This window comes from Rhodococcus sp. WMMA185 (genome assembly GCF_001767395.1).
Classification (GTDB): Bacteria; Actinomycetota; Actinomycetes; order Mycobacteriales; family Mycobacteriaceae; genus Rhodococcus_F.
Window position 1 is genome coordinate 4,268,810 of sequence record NZ_CP017014.1, and the last position, 21,170, is coordinate 4,289,979.

General features: G+C 63.2%; 23 protein-coding genes. 13 read left to right on the top strand and 10 right to left on the bottom strand.

Going from position 1 to position 21,170, the window contains the following annotated elements:
- Positions 1-44 precede the first annotated feature (44 nt).
- The 8 genes from BFN03_RS19245 to BFN03_RS20345 all read left to right on the top strand — a co-directional run bounded on the left by BFN03_RS19245 (position 45) and on the right by BFN03_RS20345 (position 6,081).
- Positions 45-836 (top strand): enoyl-CoA hydratase/isomerase family protein, encoded by a 792-nt coding sequence (locus BFN03_RS19245; protein WP_070380357.1) that lies wholly within the window; start codon positions 45-47, stop codon positions 834-836.
- A 118-nt stretch (positions 837-954) separates the two neighbouring features.
- Positions 955-1,920 (top strand): 1,2-phenylacetyl-CoA epoxidase subunit PaaA, encoded by a 966-nt coding sequence (paaA, locus tag BFN03_RS19250; RefSeq protein WP_070380358.1) that lies wholly within the window; start codon positions 955-957, stop codon positions 1,918-1,920.
- A complete protein-coding gene (paaB, locus tag BFN03_RS19255) occupies positions 1,917-2,222 on the top strand; it encodes a 1,2-phenylacetyl-CoA epoxidase subunit PaaB (RefSeq protein WP_070380359.1) in 306 nt (101 codons plus the stop codon). Before paaA ends, paaB begins: the two co-directional genes overlap by 4 nt.
- Positions 2,223-2,271: 49 nt before the next feature.
- Positions 2,272-3,189 (top strand): 1,2-phenylacetyl-CoA epoxidase subunit PaaC, encoded by a 918-nt coding sequence (gene paaC, locus BFN03_RS19260; protein ID WP_070380360.1) that lies wholly within the window; start codon positions 2,272-2,274, stop codon positions 3,187-3,189.
- A gap of 61 nt (positions 3,190-3,250) precedes the next feature.
- Entirely contained in the window at positions 3,251-3,736 is a 486-nt protein-coding gene (gene paaD, locus BFN03_RS19265) for a 1,2-phenylacetyl-CoA epoxidase subunit PaaD (RefSeq protein WP_070381098.1), read from the top strand.
- Between the two features lie 2 nt (positions 3,737-3,738).
- The gene (gene paaE / locus BFN03_RS19270) at positions 3,739-4,836 is read left to right on the top strand and encodes a 1,2-phenylacetyl-CoA epoxidase subunit PaaE (protein WP_070380361.1); all 1,098 of its coding nucleotides are present in this window, start codon (positions 3,739-3,741) and stop codon (positions 4,834-4,836) included.
- Between the two features lie 399 nt (positions 4,837-5,235).
- Positions 5,236-5,778, top strand: coding sequence for an HNH endonuclease (locus tag BFN03_RS19275; RefSeq protein ID WP_070380362.1), 543 nt, complete (start codon positions 5,236-5,238; stop codon positions 5,776-5,778).
- A gap of 33 nt (positions 5,779-5,811) precedes the next feature.
- Positions 5,812-6,081, top strand: a complete 270-nt coding sequence (locus BFN03_RS20345; protein WP_084385701.1) for a WhiB family transcriptional regulator — start codon at positions 5,812-5,814, stop codon at positions 6,079-6,081.
- A gap of 16 nt (positions 6,082-6,097) precedes the next feature.
- On the opposite strand, the gene BFN03_RS19280 is transcribed toward BFN03_RS20345, so the two are convergent.
- Positions 6,098-6,466, bottom strand: coding sequence for a putative quinol monooxygenase (locus BFN03_RS19280; RefSeq protein ID WP_070380363.1), 369 nt, complete (start codon positions 6,464-6,466; stop codon positions 6,098-6,100).
- Positions 6,467-6,835: 369 nt separating this feature from the next.
- Here BFN03_RS19280 and BFN03_RS19285 point away from each other — a divergent pair, with 369 nt between their 5' ends.
- Positions 6,836-7,969: a beta-propeller fold lactonase family protein gene (locus tag BFN03_RS19285; protein WP_070380364.1), complete on the top strand. Its 1,134-nt coding sequence runs from the start codon at positions 6,836-6,838 to the stop codon at positions 7,967-7,969.
- Positions 7,970-8,049: 80 nt separating this feature from the next.
- On the opposite strand, the gene BFN03_RS19290 is transcribed toward BFN03_RS19285, so the two are convergent.
- The 5 genes from BFN03_RS19290 to BFN03_RS19310 all read right to left on the bottom strand — a co-directional run bounded on the left by BFN03_RS19290 (position 8,050) and on the right by BFN03_RS19310 (position 12,634).
- Complete coding sequence (locus BFN03_RS19290; RefSeq protein WP_070380365.1) at positions 8,050-8,745, bottom strand: hypothetical protein; 696 nt, start codon at positions 8,743-8,745, stop codon at positions 8,050-8,052.
- A gap of 413 nt (positions 8,746-9,158) precedes the next feature.
- Positions 9,159-10,013, bottom strand: coding sequence for a fumarylacetoacetate hydrolase family protein (locus BFN03_RS19295; protein WP_070380366.1), 855 nt, complete (start codon positions 10,011-10,013; stop codon positions 9,159-9,161).
- Positions 10,014-10,046: 33 nt separating this feature from the next.
- Positions 10,047-10,781 (bottom strand): SDR family NAD(P)-dependent oxidoreductase, encoded by a 735-nt coding sequence (locus BFN03_RS19300; RefSeq protein WP_070380367.1) that lies wholly within the window; start codon positions 10,779-10,781, stop codon positions 10,047-10,049.
- A gap of 37 nt (positions 10,782-10,818) precedes the next feature.
- Positions 10,819-11,853, bottom strand: coding sequence for a mannonate dehydratase (locus tag BFN03_RS19305; RefSeq protein WP_070380368.1), 1,035 nt, complete (start codon positions 11,851-11,853; stop codon positions 10,819-10,821).
- A gap of 49 nt (positions 11,854-11,902) precedes the next feature.
- Entirely contained in the window at positions 11,903-12,634 is a 732-nt protein-coding gene (locus tag BFN03_RS19310) for a GntR family transcriptional regulator (protein WP_070380369.1), read from the bottom strand.
- Positions 12,635-12,681: 47 nt separating this feature from the next.
- Between BFN03_RS19310 and BFN03_RS19315 the strand changes: the two genes are divergently transcribed.
- The 3 genes from BFN03_RS19315 (at position 12,682) to BFN03_RS19325 (ending at position 15,673) form a co-directional block, all read left to right on the top strand.
- Positions 12,682-13,488 carry an SDR family NAD(P)-dependent oxidoreductase gene (locus BFN03_RS19315; protein WP_070380370.1) on the top strand — a complete coding sequence of 269 codons (807 nt, stop codon included), beginning with the start codon at positions 12,682-12,684 and terminating at the stop codon, positions 13,486-13,488.
- Positions 13,489-13,498: 10 nt separating this feature from the next.
- Entirely contained in the window at positions 13,499-14,353 is an 855-nt protein-coding gene (locus tag BFN03_RS19320) for an SMP-30/gluconolactonase/LRE family protein (protein ID WP_070380371.1), read from the top strand.
- 75 nt (positions 14,354-14,428) lie between these two features.
- Positions 14,429-15,673, top strand: a complete 1,245-nt coding sequence (locus BFN03_RS19325) for an AGE family epimerase/isomerase (RefSeq protein WP_070380372.1) — start codon at positions 14,429-14,431, stop codon at positions 15,671-15,673.
- A 5-nt stretch (positions 15,674-15,678) separates the two neighbouring features.
- Here the strand turns inward: BFN03_RS19325 and BFN03_RS19330 are convergent, their stop codons facing one another.
- Positions 15,679-16,272, bottom strand: coding sequence for a TetR/AcrR family transcriptional regulator (locus tag BFN03_RS19330; protein ID WP_070380373.1), 594 nt, complete (start codon positions 16,270-16,272; stop codon positions 15,679-15,681).
- Positions 16,273-16,357: 85 nt separating this feature from the next.
- Between BFN03_RS19330 and BFN03_RS19335 the strand changes: the two genes are divergently transcribed.
- Positions 16,358-17,365 (top strand): NADP-dependent oxidoreductase, encoded by a 1,008-nt coding sequence (locus BFN03_RS19335; RefSeq protein WP_070380374.1) that lies wholly within the window; start codon positions 16,358-16,360, stop codon positions 17,363-17,365.
- 4 nt (positions 17,366-17,369) lie between these two features.
- Here the strand turns inward: BFN03_RS19335 and xylB are convergent, their stop codons facing one another.
- From xylB to BFN03_RS19350, 3 genes are read right to left on the bottom strand one after another with little or no spacing between them, the layout of a single operon-like run.
- Positions 17,370-18,764 carry a xylulokinase gene (gene xylB / locus BFN03_RS19340; protein ID WP_070380375.1) on the bottom strand — a complete coding sequence of 465 codons (1,395 nt, stop codon included), beginning with the start codon at positions 18,762-18,764 and terminating at the stop codon, positions 17,370-17,372.
- Complete coding sequence (locus BFN03_RS19345) at positions 18,761-19,684, bottom strand: carbohydrate kinase family protein (protein WP_070380376.1); 924 nt, start codon at positions 19,682-19,684, stop codon at positions 18,761-18,763. The genes xylB and BFN03_RS19345 overlap by 4 nt, the downstream gene beginning before the upstream one ends.
- Positions 19,681-21,162, bottom strand: a complete 1,482-nt coding sequence (locus BFN03_RS19350; RefSeq protein WP_070380377.1) for a mannitol dehydrogenase family protein — start codon at positions 21,160-21,162, stop codon at positions 19,681-19,683. The genes BFN03_RS19345 and BFN03_RS19350 overlap by 4 nt, the downstream gene beginning before the upstream one ends.
- Positions 21,163-21,170 lie beyond the last annotated feature (8 nt).

A 21,170-nucleotide genomic window follows, 5' to 3' on the forward strand; every position in this document is an offset into this window, starting at 1 on the left:
TATGAAGCGGCCACCCCATCACAATCAGCAGGAGGCGTATTCCCATGGGCACAGGCGGAGTGGTTGGACTTTCCCTCGATGCGGGACTGGCCACCGTCACCTTGGAACGGGCGGACGCATCGAACGCGCTCGACCGTGCGGTCAAGGAACAACTCCTGACCGCTCTGGAAAACGTCGCAGCCGATAACGGCGTGCGAGCCGTACTCCTGGCGGCCGCAGGGAAGAACTTCTGTGTGGGACAAGATCTTGCCGAGCATGTGGCCGGACTCGAGGCCGACGCCGCTCACGCAATGGGCACGGTAGGCGAGCACTACAACCCGCTGCTGAGGGCACTGGCCGGAATTCGCGTGCCGGTAGTCGTGGCGATCAATGGGGCGTGCGTTGGCGCAGGCCTCGGTATCGCTCTTGCGGGCGACATCCGGGTGGCGGGCGAGGGTGTCAAGTTCGCGACGGCCTTTACCGGCATCGCCCTGGCCGGCGATTCCGGGTTGAGCCACTCTTTGGTTCAGGCGCTCGGACCGAGTCGCGCGACCGGGTTGATGATGCTCGGTGACCGGTTCACCGCTGCCGAGGCGCTGGACTGGGGCCTTGTGCACCGCGTAGTTCCAGATTCCGAGCTTCTCGAGACGGCGACGGCGCTGGCGCGACGACTCGCCGAGGGGCCCACCGCGGCATATGCCCAGGTCAAGAAGCTGGTCGCGGCCGAGTCGACGGGGCTGACCGAGGCGCTCGAACGAGAACGCGAGGCCGCGGAACTGCTCGGTCAGTCGAAGGATCACCGCAGCGCCGTCGATGCATTCCTCGCAAAGCGCACGCCGGTATTCGAGGGCCGCTGACTTTGAGGGCCGCTGACTTTCGACAACCACTGAGTCGGTGCGTTCTCGCCCTTGTGTGGGTGCGGGTCTCGATGCATACTCGACACCAACCGATCATTCGGTAATAAAGGTAGGGTATATGACCACGTCACACGCATCAGACGGGCTGCAAGAGCTCTTCGAAGACACGATCGCCGCCGACCAGCGGATCGAGCCGAGAGACTGGATGCCAGACGGCTATCGGAAGACGCTGATCCGGCAGATCGCGCAGCACGCACATTCGGAGATCATCGGCATGCAGCCCGAGGGCAACTGGCTCACCCGGGCGCCTTCGCTGCGCCGCAAGGCGATCCTCATGGCGAAGGTCCAGGACGAGGCAGGCCACGGTCTGTACCTGTATTCAGCAGCCGAGACGCTCGGAGCCGATCGTGCCGACCTCACCGAGAAACTGATCGACGGCAAGCAGAAGTACTCCTCGATCTTCAACTACCCGACGCTGACCTACGCCGACGTGGGCGTCATCGGCTGGCTCGTTGATGGCGCTGCGATCTGCAATCAAGTCCCGTTGTGCCGCAGCTCTTTCGGTCCGTACGCGCGAGCGATGATTCGGGTGTGCAAGGAAGAATCCTTCCATCAACGCCAGGGTTTCGAGTTGCTGATGACGATGATGCGCGGCACCGATGCCCAGCGCGAGATGGTCCAGGAGTCGGTGAACCGCTGGTGGTGGCCGGCGTTGATGATGTTCGGGCCGCCGGACGACCAGTCGCCCAACTCCGCGCAGTCGATGAAGTGGCGCATCAAGCGGCACACCAACGACGAACTTCGACAGCGCTTCGTCGACATGTCCGTGCCGCAGGCCGAGGTGCTGGGCGTGACCTTTCCCGATCCGGATCTGTCGTGGAACCCCGAGCGCGGCTCGTACGACTTCGGTGAGCCTGACTGGAGCGAGTTCATGCAGGTCATCAAGGGTAATGGCGCATCGAGCGTGGAGCGCATCGCCAACCGGCGTGCGGCCCACGAGAACGGAGCCTGGGTGCGCGAGGCCGCGACCGCCTTCGCGCGTCGAGAAACGCGTTCAGCAAGCACGGAGGAGAACACACGATGAGCACGGACAACGCCGCGGTGCGCGCCGACTGGCCTCTCTACGAGGTGTTCCTACGGGGTAAGCGCGGACTCAACCACGTGCACGTCGGATCGCTGCACGCGGCAGACGACGAAATGGCCGTGCGCCATGCCCGCGACGTCTACACGCGGCGCAACGAAGGCGTGAGTATCTGGGTGGTGCGCTCGAGCTCGATAGTCGCGTCCAGTCCGTCGGAGAAGGATCCCTACTTCGCTCCGAGCGGTGACAAGGTTTACCGCCACCCGACCTTCTACGAGATCCCCGACACGGTTCCCCACATGTGATCCGGCCCCAACTAAGTACGGGCCGAAGAGAATTGACGAGGAAACACTGATGATCGACCACGACAACGCCTACGAGAGTCTCGTCGACGAGGACAGCCACGACCAGTGGGCGTTCGGCACGAGCTTCGACGATCCGTTGGCCGGTGTCGACACCACGGTGCCCGACGACGTCGACCTCGCTGCTCTGGCCACTTACTGTCTGATGCTCGGAGACGACGCGCTCATCTCCTCACAGCGTCTGGCGCAATGGTGTGCACGCGCACCGGAACTCGAGGAGGAGGTAGCCCTGGCGAATACGGGGCTCGATCTGCTCGGCCAGGCGCGACTGCTGCTCGCTCGTGCGGCTGCCGCGGACGCCACCGTTGTGCCTCACATCTCGGAGACCTCACCGATCCCTGACGAGGACGCGCTCGCGTTCTTCCGCGACGAGAACAAGTTTCGCAACACCAGGCTTGCCGAACTGGACAACGGTGACTTCGCGCAGACCATCGTCCGGCTTCTGCTGTTCTCGACATGGCGGCTGGCACTGTTCGACCGACTCCGCTCCTCGCGAGATCCGGTCCTCGCGGCCGTAGCGGTGAAGGGCGCCAAGGAACTGACATACCACCGCGACTACGCGGCCAGGTGGGCGGTAACCCTCGGTTGCGGGACTGCGGAGTCGAAGACGCGCATGGTAGGCGCGCTCTCGCGCGTGTGGCCATACGTCGAGGAACTGTTCGTCCCGTCCGCCGAGGAACTAGCCCTCGCCGATGTGGGTGTCGGGGTCGATCCACGGGAGCTGCGCGCGGAATTCGATTCCGTACTCGAACAAGTGTTGCGGGCCGCCGAACTCACCGCGCCCACCGACCGGACGGCAGGCACCATCGGAGGCAAGGCGGGTCGGCAGGGCCTGCACACCGAGGCGCTCGGATTGCTACTCGCCGAGATGCAGTGTGTGGCAAGGGCGCATCCGGAAGGAGTGTGGTGACATGGCGGCTGTTGTGGGCCGACACGAAGAGTCGAATGTGTACCGACTCGGGGAGTCGAGTATGCGCCGACTTGCAGCGTCGGTGCGGGATCCGGAGATGCCGATGCTCACCCTTGCTGATCTGGGTGTGCTGCGCGGCGTCGAGGAACGTGCCGACGGATCTGTGGTCGTGACCATCACCCCCACGTACTCGGGGTGCCCGGCAATCGCCACCATGCGCGACGACATCGAGCGCACGTTGAAGGAGGCCGGATGCCCCGACGTCGAAGTCAAGACCGCGCTCACGCCACCGTGGAGTACTGACTGGATCAGCGAGGAGGGTCGGCGCAAGCTCCGCGAGAACGGTTACTCGACGCCCGGTCCCGCACCCCGCCGCGTCTCAGGTCCGGTACCTCTCACACTGGTCACCAAGCCCCGTGAGGTTCAGTGCCCGGTGTGCCATTCGGACAACACCCGCCTCGACTCCGAGTTCGGGGCGACTCTGTGCAAGGCGCTCTACCGGTGCCTGGACTGCCTCGAGCCCTTCGACCACGTGAAGGAAATCTGATCATGACCACAGCGGTTTCCTCGAAGTCTGGTGCTGCATCACGTAGCCGAGCGTTTCATACCTTGACCGTGGCCGCCGTCGAGTCTCTGTGTGATGACGCGGTTGCTGTCACGTTCGACGTTCCCGCCGAGCTCGACGAGGTGTTCGCCTTCCGCCCCGGGCAGTCGCTCACGCTCCGTCGGACGGTCGACGGTGTCGAGCACCGGCGCTCCTACTCCATCTGCGCTGCCGCTGGATCCGCGCCTCGCGTCGGCGTGCGCGAGGTGAGTGGCGGACTGTTCTCCACCTGGCTGGTGAACCAGGTTCGGCGCGGCGACACGATCGACGTGCAGGGCCCGTCGGGAACGTTCGTGGCGGACCCGGTGGCGGGCGGCCGCCACGTGCTCGTAGCGGCAGGCTCGGGGATCACTCCGGTTCTGTCCATCGCAGCTTCAGTGCTCGACAACCCCGAATCCGAAGTCATTCTGCTGTATGGCAACCGGCGCACGAGCTCAGTGATGTTCGCCGAGGAGATCTCCGATCTCAAGGACAAGTATGGGTCGCGCTTCGACGTCATCCACGTCCTGTCCCGCGAACCCCGGGAGGTCGAGCTGTTCACCGGCCGTCTCGATGCCCGCCGACTTCGTGAGATCTTCCGCTTGGTTGTGCCGATCGGCGACATCGACCACTTCTGGCTCTGCGGCCCTTACGGAATGGTCACCGATGCGGAGTCGGTCCTCGCTGAGCTGGGCATCGACAACAGCCGTGTGCACCACGAACTCTTCTATGTCGAAGATGTTCCGCCGCCAATGGAGACCCATCGCGAGCCGGGTGTTGCCGGGCCGAGCAGCGAGGTCACCCTGATCCTTGACGGCCGCTCGACCACCGCCACGTTCCCGCGGGATGTGACGATCCTCGACACGTCCGAGGAGCACCGCTCCGACGTGCCCTTCGCGTGCAAGGGCGGTGTGTGCGGGACGTGTCGCGCCAAAATCACCAGCGGCGAAGTGCACATGCGCCGCAACTACGCGCTCGAGGACTACGAGGTCTCTACCGGGTTCGTCTTGACGTGCCAGAGCTATCCGGTCAGCGACACGGTGACTGTCGATTTCGACGCCTGACCATTGTGCGACCCCGCTCTTCACTGACGAGCCAACAGCGGAACCCTTCAAATCAGTTGTGGCCTGCTGAGATTGTGAGACACTGGTCACCGAGTTCCACTGGACCAGCAAGCAAAGGAAGGCGGTCGGGCGCGATGCGTGCACTGAATATGTGCATTACACCTACATGGTTGATGTCGACGCACGCCGCGAGCGGAAGTCATCAGTCACCAGGTTTTTCCGCCTGTGTGACCATGCCCGAAATCCGCTGACGCTCCTACCGGGGGCGTGACCTCTCCGCCTCCGCTCGTAAATCACCGATCGGCCTGCATCGCCGCTCATGATGGGTGCGGTTCGGAAACGTCGCAACCTCGAATCCTCTCTCCCCCGCGAATCCGACCCCGAGATGAGACTCTTGCCATGTCCCACCGCCACGCCACCGCTATCACTGCCCGCACCTGGATGAATTATCAGGTACGGGTGCTTAATTCGACGTTCGAAGACTTCGGTGTCGTACCGGCCGCTCGTGCGATAGTGCTCCTCACGGAGGAACTCGCCGTCACGGTCGACGAGTGCACACCGCGCTTCGTAGTGCGATCTCAACACCTAGCAGTACCGCTTCCTCGAATCGTTCGGCTCGTCGACTACGTTCACACCCCGGTCCGCCCGGTCGTCGACGCCGACACCCGGGCGTGCTTCGCCAAAGTGCTGCGGCGTGACCGGTACCGGTGCGCGTATTGCGGACGTGCAGGCGCGCAAACGGTCGACCACGTGTACCCGAAGAGCCGTGGTGGTGGTGACACCTACGGCAACCTTGTTGCGGCCTGTGCGCCCTGCAACCAGCGTAAAGCCGACCGCACGCCGGAAGAATCCGGCATGCGGATGCTCTGGGTTCCCAGTGCGCCAACCGAAGAGGCCAAGCAGCAGAAAAAGATCTGGCGGGAACTGACACCGATCCACTGATCTGACAAACGACTCGAAAGGAGGCATCCCCCGATGACTGCAATGACGGACTTGACTGACCTGCTGTCGGCCTCTGCAGACATTCAGTGGAAATACGCGGCTTGTCGCGGCGACGCACACCCGGACCGTTGGTTTCCGGACCCGAGTGAGTCCCTCGACTACGCGGCACGCACGTGCGCACACTGCTTGATCAAGGACGCGTGCGCCGAATATGCTTCTGCCACTGGGCAGTCTGGTGTGTGGGGCGGTGTCGAGTATCGCCGCGGCAGAGTTGTCCGCCTCACGTCCGGGGCTCCCTCTTGAATCGATATCAGTTCATTCACCGGTCGAATCCGGCTGCATGAGTGCTGAATTCGCCGCCAAGCTGCATCTGTTGGGTTGCCTGTTTCAGCTCGGAGGGCACGTCCCCGAGGAAGAAGAACGGCCCGGGAGTAGCGATCGAAAGCAGCTGGGGGAAGTGATCTGCCGCGGTGCTTTGCAGATGGAAACCCATTGCCGCGGCGTCGGTGAACTCGTCGCGTACGTACACGGCGTTGTCCTCTTCGGACACGTAGATGTGGACAGCCTCGGCCCCTGGCTCGTTCTGCTCCATTGCGGTGGTCACTTTCTTGTATATCGATGTGAGTTCCGCGAGCTTCCCCGGGTGTGCCGTCCACTTGTAGAACACGGTGATGTGGTTGCCGGCCATATCGTTGCTCCTCGTGTCTGGGGCTTTCCGAAGGAGAAGCCACCCTTCGGAGTAGCCGTTCGGGTACCTAGTTCCAAGGTAATCGATCAGGATCTCCGAGTCCTCGTATCACTGACAACCCGAGGCGGTGGTCTCAAGGCGGGTGCGGACCGTCTTCGAACGAGACATGAGTGAGTACCGTTCGAGCTCCTGGCAAATTGCTGGTGACCGAATGCCGCGATGCCGGTACCGATTTTCGTCGAGCAGAGTCTGGACAAAGCCCTGTGGTGTACGGCAGACTCCGCAACCACCAGAGAGCAAGCCGCGCGATGTGTTTCATCACCGCCCAGGAGCTCTGACTGGATTGATGTCTTTTCGTAGGAGTCGAATGTGATTGAGTGCAGGTATTTTGGCGGCACTGTCACGGTCCGAAGGGCAGCCTCGGATCTCTTTCTCGGGTTGGCGATCACTATCGCAATGGTGCTGGGTCTGGCCGGAGTCACACCGGCGACCGCGGCGGCGGATGCGGTCATTGCGACGATCCCGGTCGAGAAAAACCCCCGGGCGCTGGCGATCACCCCGGACGGATCCCGTGCCTACGTCGCCAACCAAGACGGTGGCAAGACGGTGTCGGTGGTCGATACCGTCAACAACACCGTGATCGGGACGATTTCGGTGGGGAAGAGCCCGCGAGGTGTGGCGATAAGCCCTGACGGGTCTCGCGTCTACGTCGCCAACTTCAACAGCAGTTCGGTGTCGGTAATCGACAGCGCCACAGGCGGGATCGTCACGACGATCGGGCTAGGGAGGAAACCCCTGGGATTGGCGGTCACCCCGGATGGGTCCACCGTGTACGTCGCCAACAACAGCGGGAACGGGGTATCGGTTATCGACGCCGCCACCAACACCGTGAGTGAGAAAGTTGTCACGGCGAAAACTCCTCGGGGGATAGCGATCACGCCGGACGGGTCGCGTGCCTACGTCACGAACGGCAACAACAAGTCCGTGTCGGTAATCGATACTTCCACCAACACAGTTGTCTCGAAGGTCGAGGTGGGGAAGAGCCCGCGGGGTGTGGCGATCATGCCGGACGGATCCAACGTCTACGTCACCAACACCAATGCAAACACGGTGTCGGTGATCGAGAACACCGACACCAACAAGGTCGTCGCGACCATCCCAGTCGGCAAGAGTCCGTACTCGGTGGCGATCACCCCCGGCGGGACTCGTGCTCTGGTCGCCAACTCCACAGATCGTTCGCTATCGGTGATCGACACCGAAAGCAACGCCGTCACATCGACATTCCCGCTAGGAAACATCAACCCGAAAGCGGTAGAGATCTCTCCGGACGGACGCCACGCCTACGTCACCAACTTCACCAACAATACGGTGCTGGTGCTCGTGTTGGATCCAGAACCAGGTCTACCAGGCCTGCCGGGTCTTCCGGGCCTGCCGGGTCTACCCGGTGGCGACTGCACGGGATCGCTGTGCTTGGGAGCCGGCACTGGTAGCGCCGGTAACTGATACTCGCACAACAAAAGAGAGCCGAGTGACGCCGCCACTGGAAGTGGCGGCGTCACTCTGAGATACGGATGCTCTACCAATCAGCTGAGGTTTCCGAGTAGCCCCTCGAGGGCCCGGCTGAGGGCATCGCCCAGGATGTCCGCGATGGAGCCGGTGGAGCTGAGTTGGCCGTCGGAGGAGCCGAGGCCGTTGTCGTCCAGGCTGCCGGTGACGGTCTCGCCCGCGTTGGCGTCGCGTACGGTGAAGCACGCGGTCACACCCGGCATATTCTGCCCGATGCCGAGGGTGCCACTCGAGTCCATGCCACCGCTGGTGACTTGGGTACCGACCGGAATACCTTCGGGGACCAGGTAGGTCGTCTGCAGGATGAGCGGGTTGTTGCCTTTCACGGTGTAGGAGCCGTTCAACGCGTAGCCGCCACCGGATGGAGACAGGTTTGCGGTCTGTGGCTTCGGATCGGTATGCGTGAATGTCGCCGAGATCGGAGCCCCGAAGCCGGGCGGCGGGAAGTCGACGATCTTCCTGACGATTGGAATACCACCACTGGTGCTGATGGTGAGGGTGTAGGTGACGGTATTGCCGTTGGCGGCCTCACGGTCGACGGATTTCTCATAGGTGTAGGTACGGCCAACCGTGGATTTGTGGGTGCCGTGGCTCGACGCCTGGCACTCGGCATCGGCGCTGGCCACACCCACGCCGACGCCGGTGGTCAAGCCGGTCGCGATGAGGGCGACGGAGGCAGTCGCAGCGGCGGCGCTACGGGCTATGTGATGCATACGGGATCTCCACTACTACGGGACCCCTGGCCATCGGTGGTATTCCGACTTGTCGTGGTCGACAACGGAAGATGGCCAGGGCGACCGCAATTGTGTCACCGCGACTCCCCCTGCGGAACTGTGACAAGTCACAACAAGAAGTTGAAAGTTGTTCCGTCCTGCAAGCTCTCATGTCTGACAGGTAAGACAGGTTCGTCCTACGCGAGGCGAGTTCCAGGATCGGCCGCCCAGCCTCCGCCGACATGGGATTTGAATCCGAAGAGCGGCCGTAGGCGAGGCCCAGCCGTCACGCCCCCAGACACCAACCAGCGACATATGAGCCTCTCCTAGTGAGGGCTGACCGCTTGTCCGGATATGCCGGTGGCGCCGACCACGAGCGGCGTGCGGGGCTGGTGCCCCGTGGACGAGCCCGTCTAGGATCGGCGATCCCCCGCGCCGACGAACGTGTGTCGCATGGTCAGGTCACCTACATGACTGACAACCTCGTCCCCGGCGGCCAAGAATCGTTTCGGAGTCTGCCCGAGGCCCACGCCCGAAGGGGTTCCGGTGAGGATGACGTCTCCTGGCATGAGTATCACGATCCCGGACAGATACTCGATCAGTTGCGCGACGTCGAAGATGAGGTCGGCGGTTGAGCTGGACTGCAGTGTGACACCGTTGAGATCGCACGACAGTGTGATGTTGTTCGGATCGTCGAATTCGTCGGGCGTAACCAGAACTGGGCCGAGCGGCGTGAACCCCGGAAACGACTTACCGAGATTGAATTGGGGTGTACCCGCCGGCCGCATCTGGACATCACGTGCGGAAATATCTTGGGCGGCAGTTACACCGGCGACGTGGGACCACGCTTCCGAGCGCGAGACCTTGTGTGCGCGTGTGCCTATGACGATCGCGACCTCGACTTCCCAATCGACCTGATCGGTTGGGAGCGCAACCTCCGTGAAGGCGTTCGTGATCGAGGTCGGGAACTTGGTGAAGACCAAAGGGACCTCGGGTGCTGGGAGGCCGGATTCGACCTGATGCTCGCGATAGTTCAGACCGATGCCGAACACCTGCGGGCTCGGTGGGACGGGCGCTTCTGCCTCTGATTCATTCAGAGGTGTGTCGCCCTCTGTGGTGTCGTGATCCGCCCAGTCACGAAACTGGGCCCACTGTTCGAAGACATCGGCCGCCGTTGGACCGAACCGGCCGTCGCTGGCCTTGTGAACGTCGATCAGCTTGCTCTCACGTACGAGTTTGATTCGCCCGCCAACTGAAGCGATCCGCATTGTGGTCTTCCTTTCGATCAGATGTGCTCGCTGTCAGCCAGCAAGGATTCCGCCGTCGATAACGAGTTCGGCACCTGTGACGAAGGCGGCGTCGTCACTTGCCAGATAGAGCACCGCCTTCGCCACCTCTGTGGGTGCGGCGAGCCGGCCCACCGGCTGCCGCGCAGTGAGCTCCGCGCGGCGGGCGACAGGATCTTCCGCTTGCTGAAGCAACTGTTCGACCCACGGCGAATCGACTGTTCCGGGGCATACGCAGTTGCAGCGAATCCCGGCGTCCGCCCATTGGACCGCGGCTTGCTTGGTCAAGGTGAGCACCGCGCCCTTACTGGCCGAGTAGGAGGCACGATCGCGCAGGCCGATCATCCCTGCCACCGAGGCGGTGTTCACGATGACGCCGAACCTCTGCTCGAGCATGCCGGGGAGAAAACTCTTCATGCACAAGAACGTTCCGCGTGCGTTGACCGCGAACACGCGATCCCATTCCTCGACCGTCGCGTCAAGGACGCTGGTGGTCGATCCGATGCCGGCGTTGTTGCACAGGATGTCTACGCCGCCGAGCAGTTCGTATGCGTGCTCTCGGAGCTGGTCGATTTCGTCCGGTGAGCTGATATCGACTTCGATGGGAAAGGATCCCGTGGGGACGGACCGTGTATCCCTGTCAGCAGCGACGACTTTGCCACCTTCTTCGAGGAACAATCGAGCGATCTCGAATCCGATTCCTGAGCCCGCCCCGGTCACGACAACGCGTCGCCCAACAAACTTGCCCATTTCCACTCCTTGTTCCCGGTATCGGTCGAGGTCGAGTTCAGTTGAGGTCGAGCCCGCCCAGCACTCCTTGCAAGTACCCGATGGCGTAAGCCCTGCCGCGGCTGCAGTATGCGGCCGATGATGTATCTCCCCACGTGGCGATGTCGCCGACCATCGCCGGCACGTGATCGTCGATGAGGAACCCGTCGAAGCCGACGGCGTCAAGGCGCCGAATGACCTGTGACGGGTCGAAATTGCCTTCACCGAGGAAGCACTCCGCGAAGCGGGGGACGGTTCCCTTGACGTCGCGGAAGTGAACATAGAAGATGCGCCCCTCCGGCCCGAGTAGGTCGATGACCTGGTTGACGGCGTCCTCGCCACCCATCTCGGACACCGTTCCCAGGCACAAGTTCAGCCCCCATGCGGGACTTCCATTGGCACGTCGGTGCGCTTCGGCGATTCCCTCGGGAGAAATGAAGATTCGCTCGTGACCGCCCAGGGCGTCGCGCACGGGGGGATCATCCGGATGAAGTGCCAGGCGGACCCCTTCTTCTTCGGCGACCGGCAGTACGGCGTCCAGGAAGTACTGGTAGTTGTCCCACATGTGCTCCGCATCGAGGACGCCGTCAATCGCTTCGGGGTGGGTCAGCTTGTAGGAAGCGAGCGCGTTTCCGTTCAGGGCGTCGTTCGCATCGAAGGCCGTAACACTTGCGCCGCCGCGGCCTACGGCATTCATATCCGTACGCCAGACGTAGGTTGGCAGAAAGTTGAAACCGAGAAGATCGTATCCGGTCTTTGCCATATTTCGGATCGTCCGCTGATAGTTCTCGATCTGCTCGTCGCGCCCCGGTAGTCCTCGCTGAATCTTCCAAAACTGTTCAGAAGGAACATTTTCCAGTCCTTCGATACGCAGACCATGATTGTCGCAGTACTCCCGAAGAGCCTGAAGCTCATCGATGCCCCAGTACTGTTTGTCTGTCGTCAGGTTGCTCGGAGTGTGGAACTGCACGCTCTGTAGACCGAGTTGGTGTGCGAATTGCGCTACTGTGTCGTCGAATTCGTCGACATGGCCAAGCGATAGCCGAATCGGCATGCTTGATTCTCCTGGGGTTGTGAGGGCGACTGGTCAGGCTGGGGCGGCGCTACTGTTCCGCGAAGTACTGGGGGTGTTCATGCTGCAGCCGTGGAAGCTGGGTCAGGACTCGTCGGAGGTGGTCGCAGATGACCTTTCGCCCGACGGCGACGTCGCGGTTCTTCAGTGCCTCGACGATGGCCGTATGTTCGGTGATCAATTCACGGGTCGTCGAATGCTCGGGCAGTGTCAGACGGCGGAGGCGATCGAGTTGCAGTTTCTTGGACTGAACCACTTCCCACGCTCCCGGGAAGCCCGCCAGTTCGAACATCGTGCGGTGCAGCGCTTCGTCACTGGCGAAGAAGAGCTCTTCATCGCGGTCTCTGAACGCTTGTTCCTGCTCCTCGACGAGAGCGGTCAGCCTCGCATGGTTCGCGGTGGGATTTGCGCATGCGGACTCGAACGCTCCTAGTTCGAGGTGCTCACGGATGAACTGCGCCTCGCGGACTTCTGCCGGTCGTATCCGCGCTACGCGAGTGCCGACCTGGGGCGTGACCTGAACCAACCCCGCATCAGCGAGGCGCGCCAGCGCTTCACGCACGGGGGTCCGACTCACTGCGAACTGCCTGGTCAAGGCGCTCTCGGACAGCGACAGGCCCGGAGTGAGGCGCAAATCCCGAATGGCCCCTTGGAGTTCCTGAAAAACGAGGTCCGAGGTGCGTTCACGAGTCACCCCACGGCGGATGGGCGAGAGCTCGAGCGCCGATCCGTCCTCTGTCTGCGATGTTCGAGTCGTGACCATGGAGAAATAGTTGCACAGCTCACAACTTGTATGCAAGTATTCAAGTCATGTCTGAACTGGCAAACAGGACCGCAATCGTCACTGGTGGCACCAGTGGTATCGGTCTCGGGGCAGTGGAGCGCCTGCTCGCGCACGGAGCATCCGTCGCGTTCTGCGGAATCGACGCGGAAGAAGCCGAACAGTCAGCAAAGAACCTCGCCGGCGAGTATGGCGACAACCGGGTTTTCGGGCGGGTTGCCGATGTCAGGGATGCGGACGCGGTGCAGAGCTTCGTCGCCGACTCCGCCGAGCGGTTCGGCGGCCTCGACATTGTGGTCACAGCCGCAGGTATCCAGACGTACGGCTCTGCCGCCGATACCGACCCAGCTACCTGGGAGCGCACTCTCGCGGTCAACGTCACCGGGTCCTACCTGGCTGTCAAACATGCTATTCCCCACCTCCGTCGTCGCGGAGGAGGCTCGATCGTATTGGTCTCGTCGGTCCAGGCGTTCGTCTGCCAGGAAGGTGTGTCGTCCTATACGGCCAGCAAGGGAGCGCTCAACGCTCTCGCCCGATCCATCGCGATCGATGAAGCGCGACACGGAATCCGTGCCAACACCGTATGTCCCGCCTCCGTCGACACCCCGATGCTGCGCGCGAGCGCACGCCAGTTCTCCGATGGCACTCCGGCCGGCGAACAAGCGCTAGTCGATCAATGGGGGACAATGCATCCGCTGGGACGTGTCGCGCAGCCCTCGGAGATCGGCGAGGCCATCGCCTTTCTGTCGAGCGACCGGGCTAGTTTCATCACCGGCATCTCGCTGCCCGTCGACGGTGGAATGCTCGCGAGTATTCCGGTAGCCCTCCCGGAATAGTCGAGTCCCAATGCGTGTCAGCACTTTTACGGAATCCGACTCTTTTGTCGGTGAAGGACCGGTGTGGGACAGCCGCACCGGAGTCCTCCACTGGGTGGACATTCCTCGAGGTCGGGTCCATGTGACCGACTTCGAGACCCACAAGACAAAGACACTGATCTTCGACACCACCGTCGGAGCCGTTGCACCCCGTTCGACAACCAGCGGCTACGTCGCCGCGATCGCCGAAGGGTTCGGCGTCATTGCCGCCGACGGCGAACTCGAGGTTACGAACGCTTTCCTCCCTGGCGGTGCCCGGATGAACGATGCCAAGTGCGACGGGCGGGGCCGGCTGTGGGCCGGTAGTTGCGCCATCGACTTCGAGCCAGGCGGTGGAGCTCTGCACGTTCTCGACGTGGACTTCACCGTTCGTACTGTTCTCGATGGCTGGACTCTTCCGAACGGACTCGGGTGGAGTCCCGGATCTGACCTCTTCTACCTGGTTGACAGTCTCGAGCGGTCGATCTCGGTCTGGGACTACGACCTCGAATCGGCAGAACTGTCGAACCACCGGATCCTGGCGACTTTCGATAGTGACGAAGGGCTGCCCGATGGCTTGTGCGTCGATACGAACGGGTGCATCTGGGTGGCGATGTGGGGAGGCGGGCGCGTCGTCCGGTTGTCTCCTCAGGGCGACCGGCTCACTTCTGTCGATTTGCCGGTGCAGCAGCCGTCTTCCTGTGCGTTCGCCGGAGCGCAGCGGGATACTCTCATCGTGACCTCGGCCCGCCAGGACCTTGCCCGAGCAGCCACGATTGACGGCTCTGTACTTGCTCTCCACGACACCGGATCACGCGGCACCGAAGTTGCATTCTTCGGTGGCTGACGCATTCGGCAGTGCGCGCCCACTGCACCGACACGTAGCACCGGAGAAGTTTGGACTGGAAGGACAGATACGGCAATGGGTCTGAACCTAGATCTTCACATCACCGCCGACACGGTATACGACGAAACCTGGCTCAGGAACGAAACCCACAGACTCCTCGATTTCGGTATCCACTCGGCTGAGCCCGGCCGAGGGTTCTACTGGCTCGACGAACAGGGCAACGCGCGCCGCGATATGCCCGTGTATACCTACCTGACTTCGCGGATGACACATGTCTATTCGATCGGCGCTCTTTTCCGGCACCGCGAAGCCCGGGAGTTGGCAGGCATCGGAGTCGACGCCCTGCGAGGGGCCCTCCATGACGACGAGTACGGAGGCTGGTTCGCGTTCGTCTCCGACAACCAGGAATCCCCTCAGGCCAAGGACGCCTACGATCAAGCCTTCGTCCTCCTGGCCGCATCGAGTGCGGTCGTGGCAGACATCCCCGGGGCCCGGGAGTTGCTCGGCGACGCAATATCGGTCTTCGACGCACATTGGTGGGACAACTCGGCTGAAATGGTGGTCGACCGTATCAGCCGCGACTGGACCACGACGGACACCTACCGCGGTGCGAATGCGAACATGCATACCGTTGAAGCGCTTCTCGCTGTCGGCGACGTGACCGGTGACCGAATTCACCACGACAGGGCTCTCGCAATTACCCGTCGGCTGGTGCACGAGTCCACCCGAAACAATGCGTGGCTCATGCCTGAACACTACGACGAGAACTGGACACCGCAGCTCGAGTACAACAAGGAGTTACCCGCGGACCCCTTCCGTCCCTACGGGGTCACCATTGGTCACCTGCTCGAGTGGTCCAGATTGTGTCTGCATGTACATGCCGCACTCGGCGACGCTGCCCCAGACTGGTTGGTGACCGACGCGCAGGCGCTCTTCGATGTCGCCGTGGAAAGTGGTTGGTGCGCAGACAAATTGCCGGGGTTTGTCTACACCATCGACTGGCAGCGTGAACCGGTGGTCACGACGCGGCTGCACTGGGTGATCGCCGAGGGGATCTCGGCCGCCGCCGCATTGAATTCCGTGACAAAGGATGCGAAGTACGCGCGATGGTATAACACGTTCTGGGACCACGCGGAAACACATTTCATCGATCGAGTGCACGGATCCTGGCATCATGAACGCACGCCGGAAGGTGGGCCCGCGAGCACGGTGTGGTCCGGAAAGCCGGATATCTACCACGCGCTGCAGGCGACCCTCATCCCGCGGGCACCTCTTGCCCCGAGCCTTGTGACAGCCCTGTCGACGGAGCGCCAGACCTGAAAGCGTCAGGAGTTGCGGCGCCAGCCCTCCAGTTGCGCTATTGCCGTGTGCACGACCGCGACGGCTTCGTCCCGGTTTACCCGCGACAGGACGAGGGCGCTCACGGACAGGGAGGTCAGGAGTCGGGCCCGGTGTTCCAAGACGTCGGGTGGCGTGTCCTGGTCGAACGTACGAAGTGCGTGCGTGAGTGCGGCGAAGAGTTCATGGCGGTATGTGTCGACTACGGCGCGCTGGGTGTCGTCGTGGGCCGCGAAGCCGGCAGCGCTGTTGAAGAGCAGGCAACCGCGACCGGGGGAGTCGTCCGGGTCGGCCGCGAGTGCCTCGGCGAGGCTCCGGTAGTACCGGAACACATCCTCCGGATGGGAGGGCTCGTCGGTCAGGATGCGAAGCCGAGGGCGGGCTACCCGGTCGAGATAGTCGTTCACGGCCGCGTCGAAGAGTCCGCGCTTGCTGCCGAACACGTTGTAGAGACTCGAGCGATTCAGTCCGGTAGCCCGCTCGACCTCCGGTATCGATGTGGCTTCGAATCCTTTGTCCCAGAATAGATCACGAACACTTTCGATCACTTCTGCGGTGTCGAAATCCTGCGTACGCGGCATGAGGACCCTCACTCGTTGTTGTGAAACGGTCGGTCCAGTATATATTGAAATGGTCATTTCAGAAAGTATCGAAAGGAATACCCCCATGACATCGAGTACCCAGATTCAGTTGGTCAACCGCCCGGTGGGGTGGCCGACGCAGGACGACTTTCGCACCGTCGTCGTCGATCTGCCCGACCTCGCTCCCGATCAAGTGCGGGTAGCCAATGAGTACATCTCCGTCGATCCCTACATGCGTGGGCGGATGAACGATCGCGAGTCATACATTCCGCCGTTCGCGCTGGGGGAGACGATGACCGGCGGCGCCGTCGGGCGTGTGGTCGAATCCACGGCTGCCACTCATCCCGTGGGCTCGGTGGTCATGCACGAGCTCGGCTGGCGTGACGTCGCGCAGGGCGACGCGTCGGCGTTCCGGATCGTCGAGGAAATTCCGGGCGTACCGATCTCCGCTTACCTGGGGATCCTCGGGCTCACCGGTTTGACGGCGTACGTCGGGCTGAAGCACATCGCGAATCTGAAGCCCGGTGACTCCGTTTTCATTTCCGGTGCCGCCGGTGCGGTCGGAACAGCGGCCGGGCAGATCGCGCGACTCGAGGGCGCTTCCCGGGTCATCGGATCCGCAGGGACGGCGGAGAAGGTTGCGTTGCTCACCGAGAAGTACGGATACGCCGCCGCCTTCGACTACAAACAGGCACCGGTCCGTGAACAGTTGGCCGAACTTGCCGGTGATGGCATTGACGTCTACTTCGACAACGTCGGCGGTGACCACCTGGAGGCCGCCCTCGACGTGCTGCGTCCAGGCGGCCGGGCCGCACTGTGCGGCGCCATCTCCATGTACAACGCGACCGAGCGCACGCCGGGACCCGACAACATGGTGAACATCATCGGGCGTGGTCTGACCCTCCAAGGCTTCACGCTCGGCAACTACACGCACGTCTTCCCCGAGTTCGCCGCCAAGATGGGACCCTGGTTGGCGTCCGGTGAGGTGGTTCACGACGAGACCATCGTCGACGGCATCGAGAACTCAGTCGATGCGTTTCTCCAGCTCATGCGCGGCGGGAACGTCGGGAAGATGCTCGTTCGCACGAACTGATCGGTCAGGAGTCGGTGAGATCGCGGACCTCGGAATACCGTTCGCGCACAGCGGGTGCCGGATCTGCCTCGTACCGGTCGGCCGGTGCCTGACTCCACTTGGGTGGTTCCCGGGTCCCGGCGAGGGTCCAGGCGGCCTGGCGGCAGGCGCCGATGGCGACGTACTCGGCGGGGCGGGGCACCAGCACCGGTGCCCCGAAGACGGCCGGGGCCAGTTCGCACAGTGCCCGTGAGCGGGCGCCGCCGCCGACGAGGAGAATGCGGCGCACCGTCACACCCTGTTCGGTCAGGTGGTCGATGCCGTCCGCGAGTCCGCACAGCAGCCCTTCGACAGCGGCGCGCGCAAGGTGCGCGGGTGTCGAATTGGCAAGGCGTAGACCGTGAATTGCTCCGGTAGCGTGCGGGCGGTTCGGTGTGCGTTCACCCTCGAGATACGGCACCATCACCAGACCCGCGCTGCCCGACGGCGCCGAGAGCGCCAACCGCGACAACTCTTCGTGATCGACGCTCAGCAGTGTGGCCGTGGCATCGAGTACACGGGCCGCGTTCAGCGTGCACACCAGCGGGAGGTTGTGTCCGGTGGCATCGGCGAAGCCGGCGACGAATCCTCCAGGGTCGTGCGCGGCTGTTGCCGACACCGCCGACACGACACCCGACGTTCCGACCGACACGATGACATCGCCTTCTCTGGCATCGAGAGCGAGTGCGGCAGCCGCATTGTCGCCGGTTCCCGGGCCCAGGGCGCCGCCCCACCGGGTTTCCCCGATCTGCTCGGCGGGTGCGGCCACCCGGGGTAGCTGCACCGTGCGGCCTCGCAACGCGCGCGAAAGCAGATCGGGGCGATAGGAATCCGTTGCGGCAGAAAAGTATCCGGTGCCACTGGCATCGCCACGGTCGGTGGTCAGGGTACTCGGATCGGTGCCGCCCCCGAGTTGCCAGCTGAGCCAGTCGTGCGGCAGGCATACAGCTGCTGTCCGATCGGCGTTTTGCGGTTCGACATCGGCGAGCCAGCGCAGCTTGCTGACCGTGATCGAGGCGACCGGCACTACCCCCACTGCGTCCGCCCACGTAGCAGCCCCGCCGAGTTCGTCCACAAGCTCTGCGGCAGCATCCGCAGAGCGAGTGTCGTTCCACAACAGCGCTGGACGCACGATCGACGCTGCGTCGTCGAGGCACACCATGCCGTGTTGCTGCGCCCCAACGGACACTGCGGCGACGTCGTCCAATCCGCCCGCCGCAACGATTGCGGTGTCGAGGGCTCTTGTCCACTCCTGCGGCGCAACTTCGGTGCCGTCTGGATGTGACGCCTTGCCCTCCCGGACGATCTCCCCGGTATCGGACTCACAGACGATCACCTTGCACGACTGGGTCGACGAATCAACGCCGGCCACGAGAGTCATCGAAGCGCCTCGTCGGCTGCGTCGAGCATGTCACGGGTGGGAAGATCTGCGCCCGGCCGGGCCACGGAAAGAGCCGAGACCAGTGCGGCATCGGTCAGCACATCGTGCAAATCTTCCGGATCGATCGAGTGCAGGGTCTCGCGGGTTTGCGCCCCGAGGAAGCCGCGTGACCAGAAGCCGTCGAGTAGTCCGGCCATGAACGCGTCGCCTGCGCCGACGGTGTCGACCACCTCGACTACGCGAGCCGGGACCTCGACGACGCCCTCGCCGCAGACCGCGAAAGCGCCCTCGGCCCCCTTTGTCACCACGACGGTGGCCGGCCCGCGCGAGAGCCACGTATGCGCGGTGTCGACCGGATCCCGACCCGGGTCGTACCATCGCAGGTCTTCGTCGCTGGCTTTGACGATGTCTGAGATCGACACCAGGTGGTCGATCCGCGCTTTGGCTCGCGCGCTGTCCGCGATCAACGCCGACCGTACGTTGGGGTCGAAACTGATGGTTGAGCCGGAGCGTCGTCGGGCAAGCATGTTCGCCACCACATCGCATCCCGGCTCCATGACGGCGGCAATGGAACCGGTGTGTACGAGATTCGGCACGCGAGTAATGCTGGGCGGGGTCAGATCCCATTCGATGTCGAATGCGTAGCTGGCGGCGCCGGAGGCGTCGAGAGTCGCGTGGGCGGTCGCGGTGTGCTCCGCGCTCATGCTGCCGGGTGCGAGGCTGACCCCCGATCGTTCGAGATACCGGGCGATCGAGCGCCCGCGAGGATCGTCGCCGACCCGGGTGACGAACTCGACTGGGCGCCCTAGTCGGCCGAGACCGACCGCAACGTTGAGCGGGCTTCCCCCGATGTGCTCGGCGGAACTGCCATCGCGTCGGGTGACGATATCGACGAGTGCCTCACCGATCACCAGGCTCATGCCAGCTCCTTCTGACGCAGAGCTTCGAGTGTTCCGCGGGCGCCGATGCGGTGGAGGGAGTCGAGGGCCCACAGATAGGCCTCGACGAACCTGGGGTGATCAGCCAGATCGCCGAACAAGGACCGGTTCTCGATGAAAGCCGTGGGATTCTCACGTTGGCTGCGAGCGATGGGAACCAGCACATCCTTCAGCCGATCGACAACGTCGATGACATCTCCGTTCTCGTCGACGGCCTCCGCGTATCGCGCCCAGCCGGCGACGATCGTTGCCGACAGTCGGACCGGGCCACCGGACCGAAGATTGTGTCGGATGACCGGCAGCAGCCACTTCGGGAGACGGTCGGACCAGTCGGTGCAGCACCTGGCCAGGGTGTCGCCGATCTCGGGGTTCGAGAATCGGGCGATGGTGGTGCTCTTGTAGTCGTCGAGGTCGACGCCCGGTGCCGCTTGGAGAGTGGGCGTGGCCTCGTCGTTCATGTAAGCGAGCACGAACTCGGCGAACAGCGGATCCTGGGCGACTTCGTGTATCAGCCGATATCCGGAAAGGTAGCCGAGACAGCCGAGGGCCAGGTGACCGGCGTTGATCAGTCGCAGCTTCATCAGCTCGTGCGGTATCACGTCATCGACCATCTGCACTCCGGCATCCTCATACGGGGGACGGCCGAGGGCGAAGGAGTCCTCCAGAACCCACGACGTGAACGGCTCGGTTGCCACCGGCCACTGATCGTCGATGCCGAACCGCTGCGACAGTGTTTCGAGCACTTCGAACGTGGTGACGGGCGTGATCCGGTCGACCATCGAGTTGGGGAACGAGGTCTCGGCGCGCATCCAGTCGGCCAGTTCCGGGTCTTTCAGCTCCGCATAGGCCAGGAACATCTTGCGGGCCATCGAACCGTTGCCTTCGAGGTTGTCACAGGACATGATCGTCGGCGACCCGATTCCACGGGCGCGACGGCGCGCGAGTGCCTCGATGACGAGACCGAAGACGGTCCGCGGCACCGCGCCGTCGGCCAGATCGTGTGCGACATCCGGGTTGTGGGAATCGAACTCTCCGGTGTCGTTGATGGTGTTGTAGCCGCCCTCGGTGATGGTGAGCGAGACGATCCGGGTGGTGGGTGCGGCGATCTTCTCGATGACAGCCTCGGGATCGTCGGGTGCGAAGAGGTATTCGACGATGGAACCGACAATGCTCACCTCCCACCTACCGTCGGGATGGCGCACCGAGAGTGAGTACAGACAGTCCTGTGCGTCGAGCACATCCCTCATCCGCCGATCGCCTGGCAGGACGCCGACTCCGCAGATTCCCCACTCGAGTGCCTCGCCACGCCGCATCAGTTGGTCGACATACATCGCCTGATGCGCACGGTGGAAGCCACCGACACCGAAATGCACTATCCCCACGCTTATTTCGTTTCGGTTGTAGGTAGGTACCTCCACCGTACCGGCGAGCCGCGGTAAGGCCTGGGTGTTCAGCTGCATCGAAACTC

Coding starts and splice junctions, on each gene's coding strand:
- paaC (WP_070380360.1), top strand. CDS start 2,272: ATGATCGACCACGACAACGCCTACGAGAGTCTCGTCGACGAGGACAGC.
- BFN03_RS20345 (WP_084385701.1), top strand. CDS start 5,812: ATGACTGCAATGACGGACTTGACTGACCTGCTGTCGGCCTCTGCAGAC.
- BFN03_RS19320 (WP_070380371.1), top strand. CDS start 13,499: ATGCGTGTCAGCACTTTTACGGAATCCGACTCTTTTGTCGGTGAAGGA.
- BFN03_RS19315 (WP_070380370.1), top strand. CDS start 12,682: ATGTCTGAACTGGCAAACAGGACCGCAATCGTCACTGGTGGCACCAGT.
- BFN03_RS19275 (WP_070380362.1), top strand. CDS start 5,236: ATGTCCCACCGCCACGCCACCGCTATCACTGCCCGCACCTGGATGAAT.
- BFN03_RS19245 (WP_070380357.1), top strand. CDS start 45: ATGGGCACAGGCGGAGTGGTTGGACTTTCCCTCGATGCGGGACTGGCC.
- paaE (WP_070380361.1), top strand. CDS start 3,739: ATGACCACAGCGGTTTCCTCGAAGTCTGGTGCTGCATCACGTAGCCGA.
- BFN03_RS19350 (WP_070380377.1), bottom strand. CDS start 21,162: ATGCAGCTGAACACCCAGGCCTTACCGCGGCTCGCCGGTACGGTGGAG.
- BFN03_RS19325 (WP_070380372.1), top strand. CDS start 14,429: ATGGGTCTGAACCTAGATCTTCACATCACCGCCGACACGGTATACGAC.
- BFN03_RS19305 (WP_070380368.1), bottom strand. CDS start 11,853: ATGCCGATTCGGCTATCGCTTGGCCATGTCGACGAATTCGACGACACA.
- BFN03_RS19310 (WP_070380369.1), bottom strand. CDS start 12,634: ATGGTCACGACTCGAACATCGCAGACAGAGGACGGATCGGCGCTCGAG.
- paaD (WP_070381098.1), top strand. CDS start 3,251: ATGCGCCGACTTGCAGCGTCGGTGCGGGATCCGGAGATGCCGATGCTC.
- BFN03_RS19335 (WP_070380374.1), top strand. CDS start 16,358: ATGACATCGAGTACCCAGATTCAGTTGGTCAACCGCCCGGTGGGGTGG.
- BFN03_RS19330 (WP_070380373.1), bottom strand. CDS start 16,272: ATGCCGCGTACGCAGGATTTCGACACCGCAGAAGTGATCGAAAGTGTT.
- BFN03_RS19290 (WP_070380365.1), bottom strand. CDS start 8,745: ATGCATCACATAGCCCGTAGCGCCGCCGCTGCGACTGCCTCCGTCGCC.
- BFN03_RS19300 (WP_070380367.1), bottom strand. CDS start 10,781: ATGGGCAAGTTTGTTGGGCGACGCGTTGTCGTGACCGGGGCGGGCTCA.
- BFN03_RS19345 (WP_070380376.1), bottom strand. CDS start 19,684: ATGAGCCTGGTGATCGGTGAGGCACTCGTCGATATCGTCACCCGACGC.
- paaA (WP_070380358.1), top strand. CDS start 955: ATGACCACGTCACACGCATCAGACGGGCTGCAAGAGCTCTTCGAAGAC.
- xylB (WP_070380375.1), bottom strand. CDS start 18,764: ATGACTCTCGTGGCCGGCGTTGATTCGTCGACCCAGTCGTGCAAGGTG.
- BFN03_RS19295 (WP_070380366.1), bottom strand. CDS start 10,013: ATGCGGATCGCTTCAGTTGGCGGGCGAATCAAACTCGTACGTGAGAGC.
- paaB (WP_070380359.1), top strand. CDS start 1,917: ATGAGCACGGACAACGCCGCGGTGCGCGCCGACTGGCCTCTCTACGAG.
- BFN03_RS19280 (WP_070380363.1), bottom strand. CDS start 6,466: ATGGCCGGCAACCACATCACCGTGTTCTACAAGTGGACGGCACACCCG.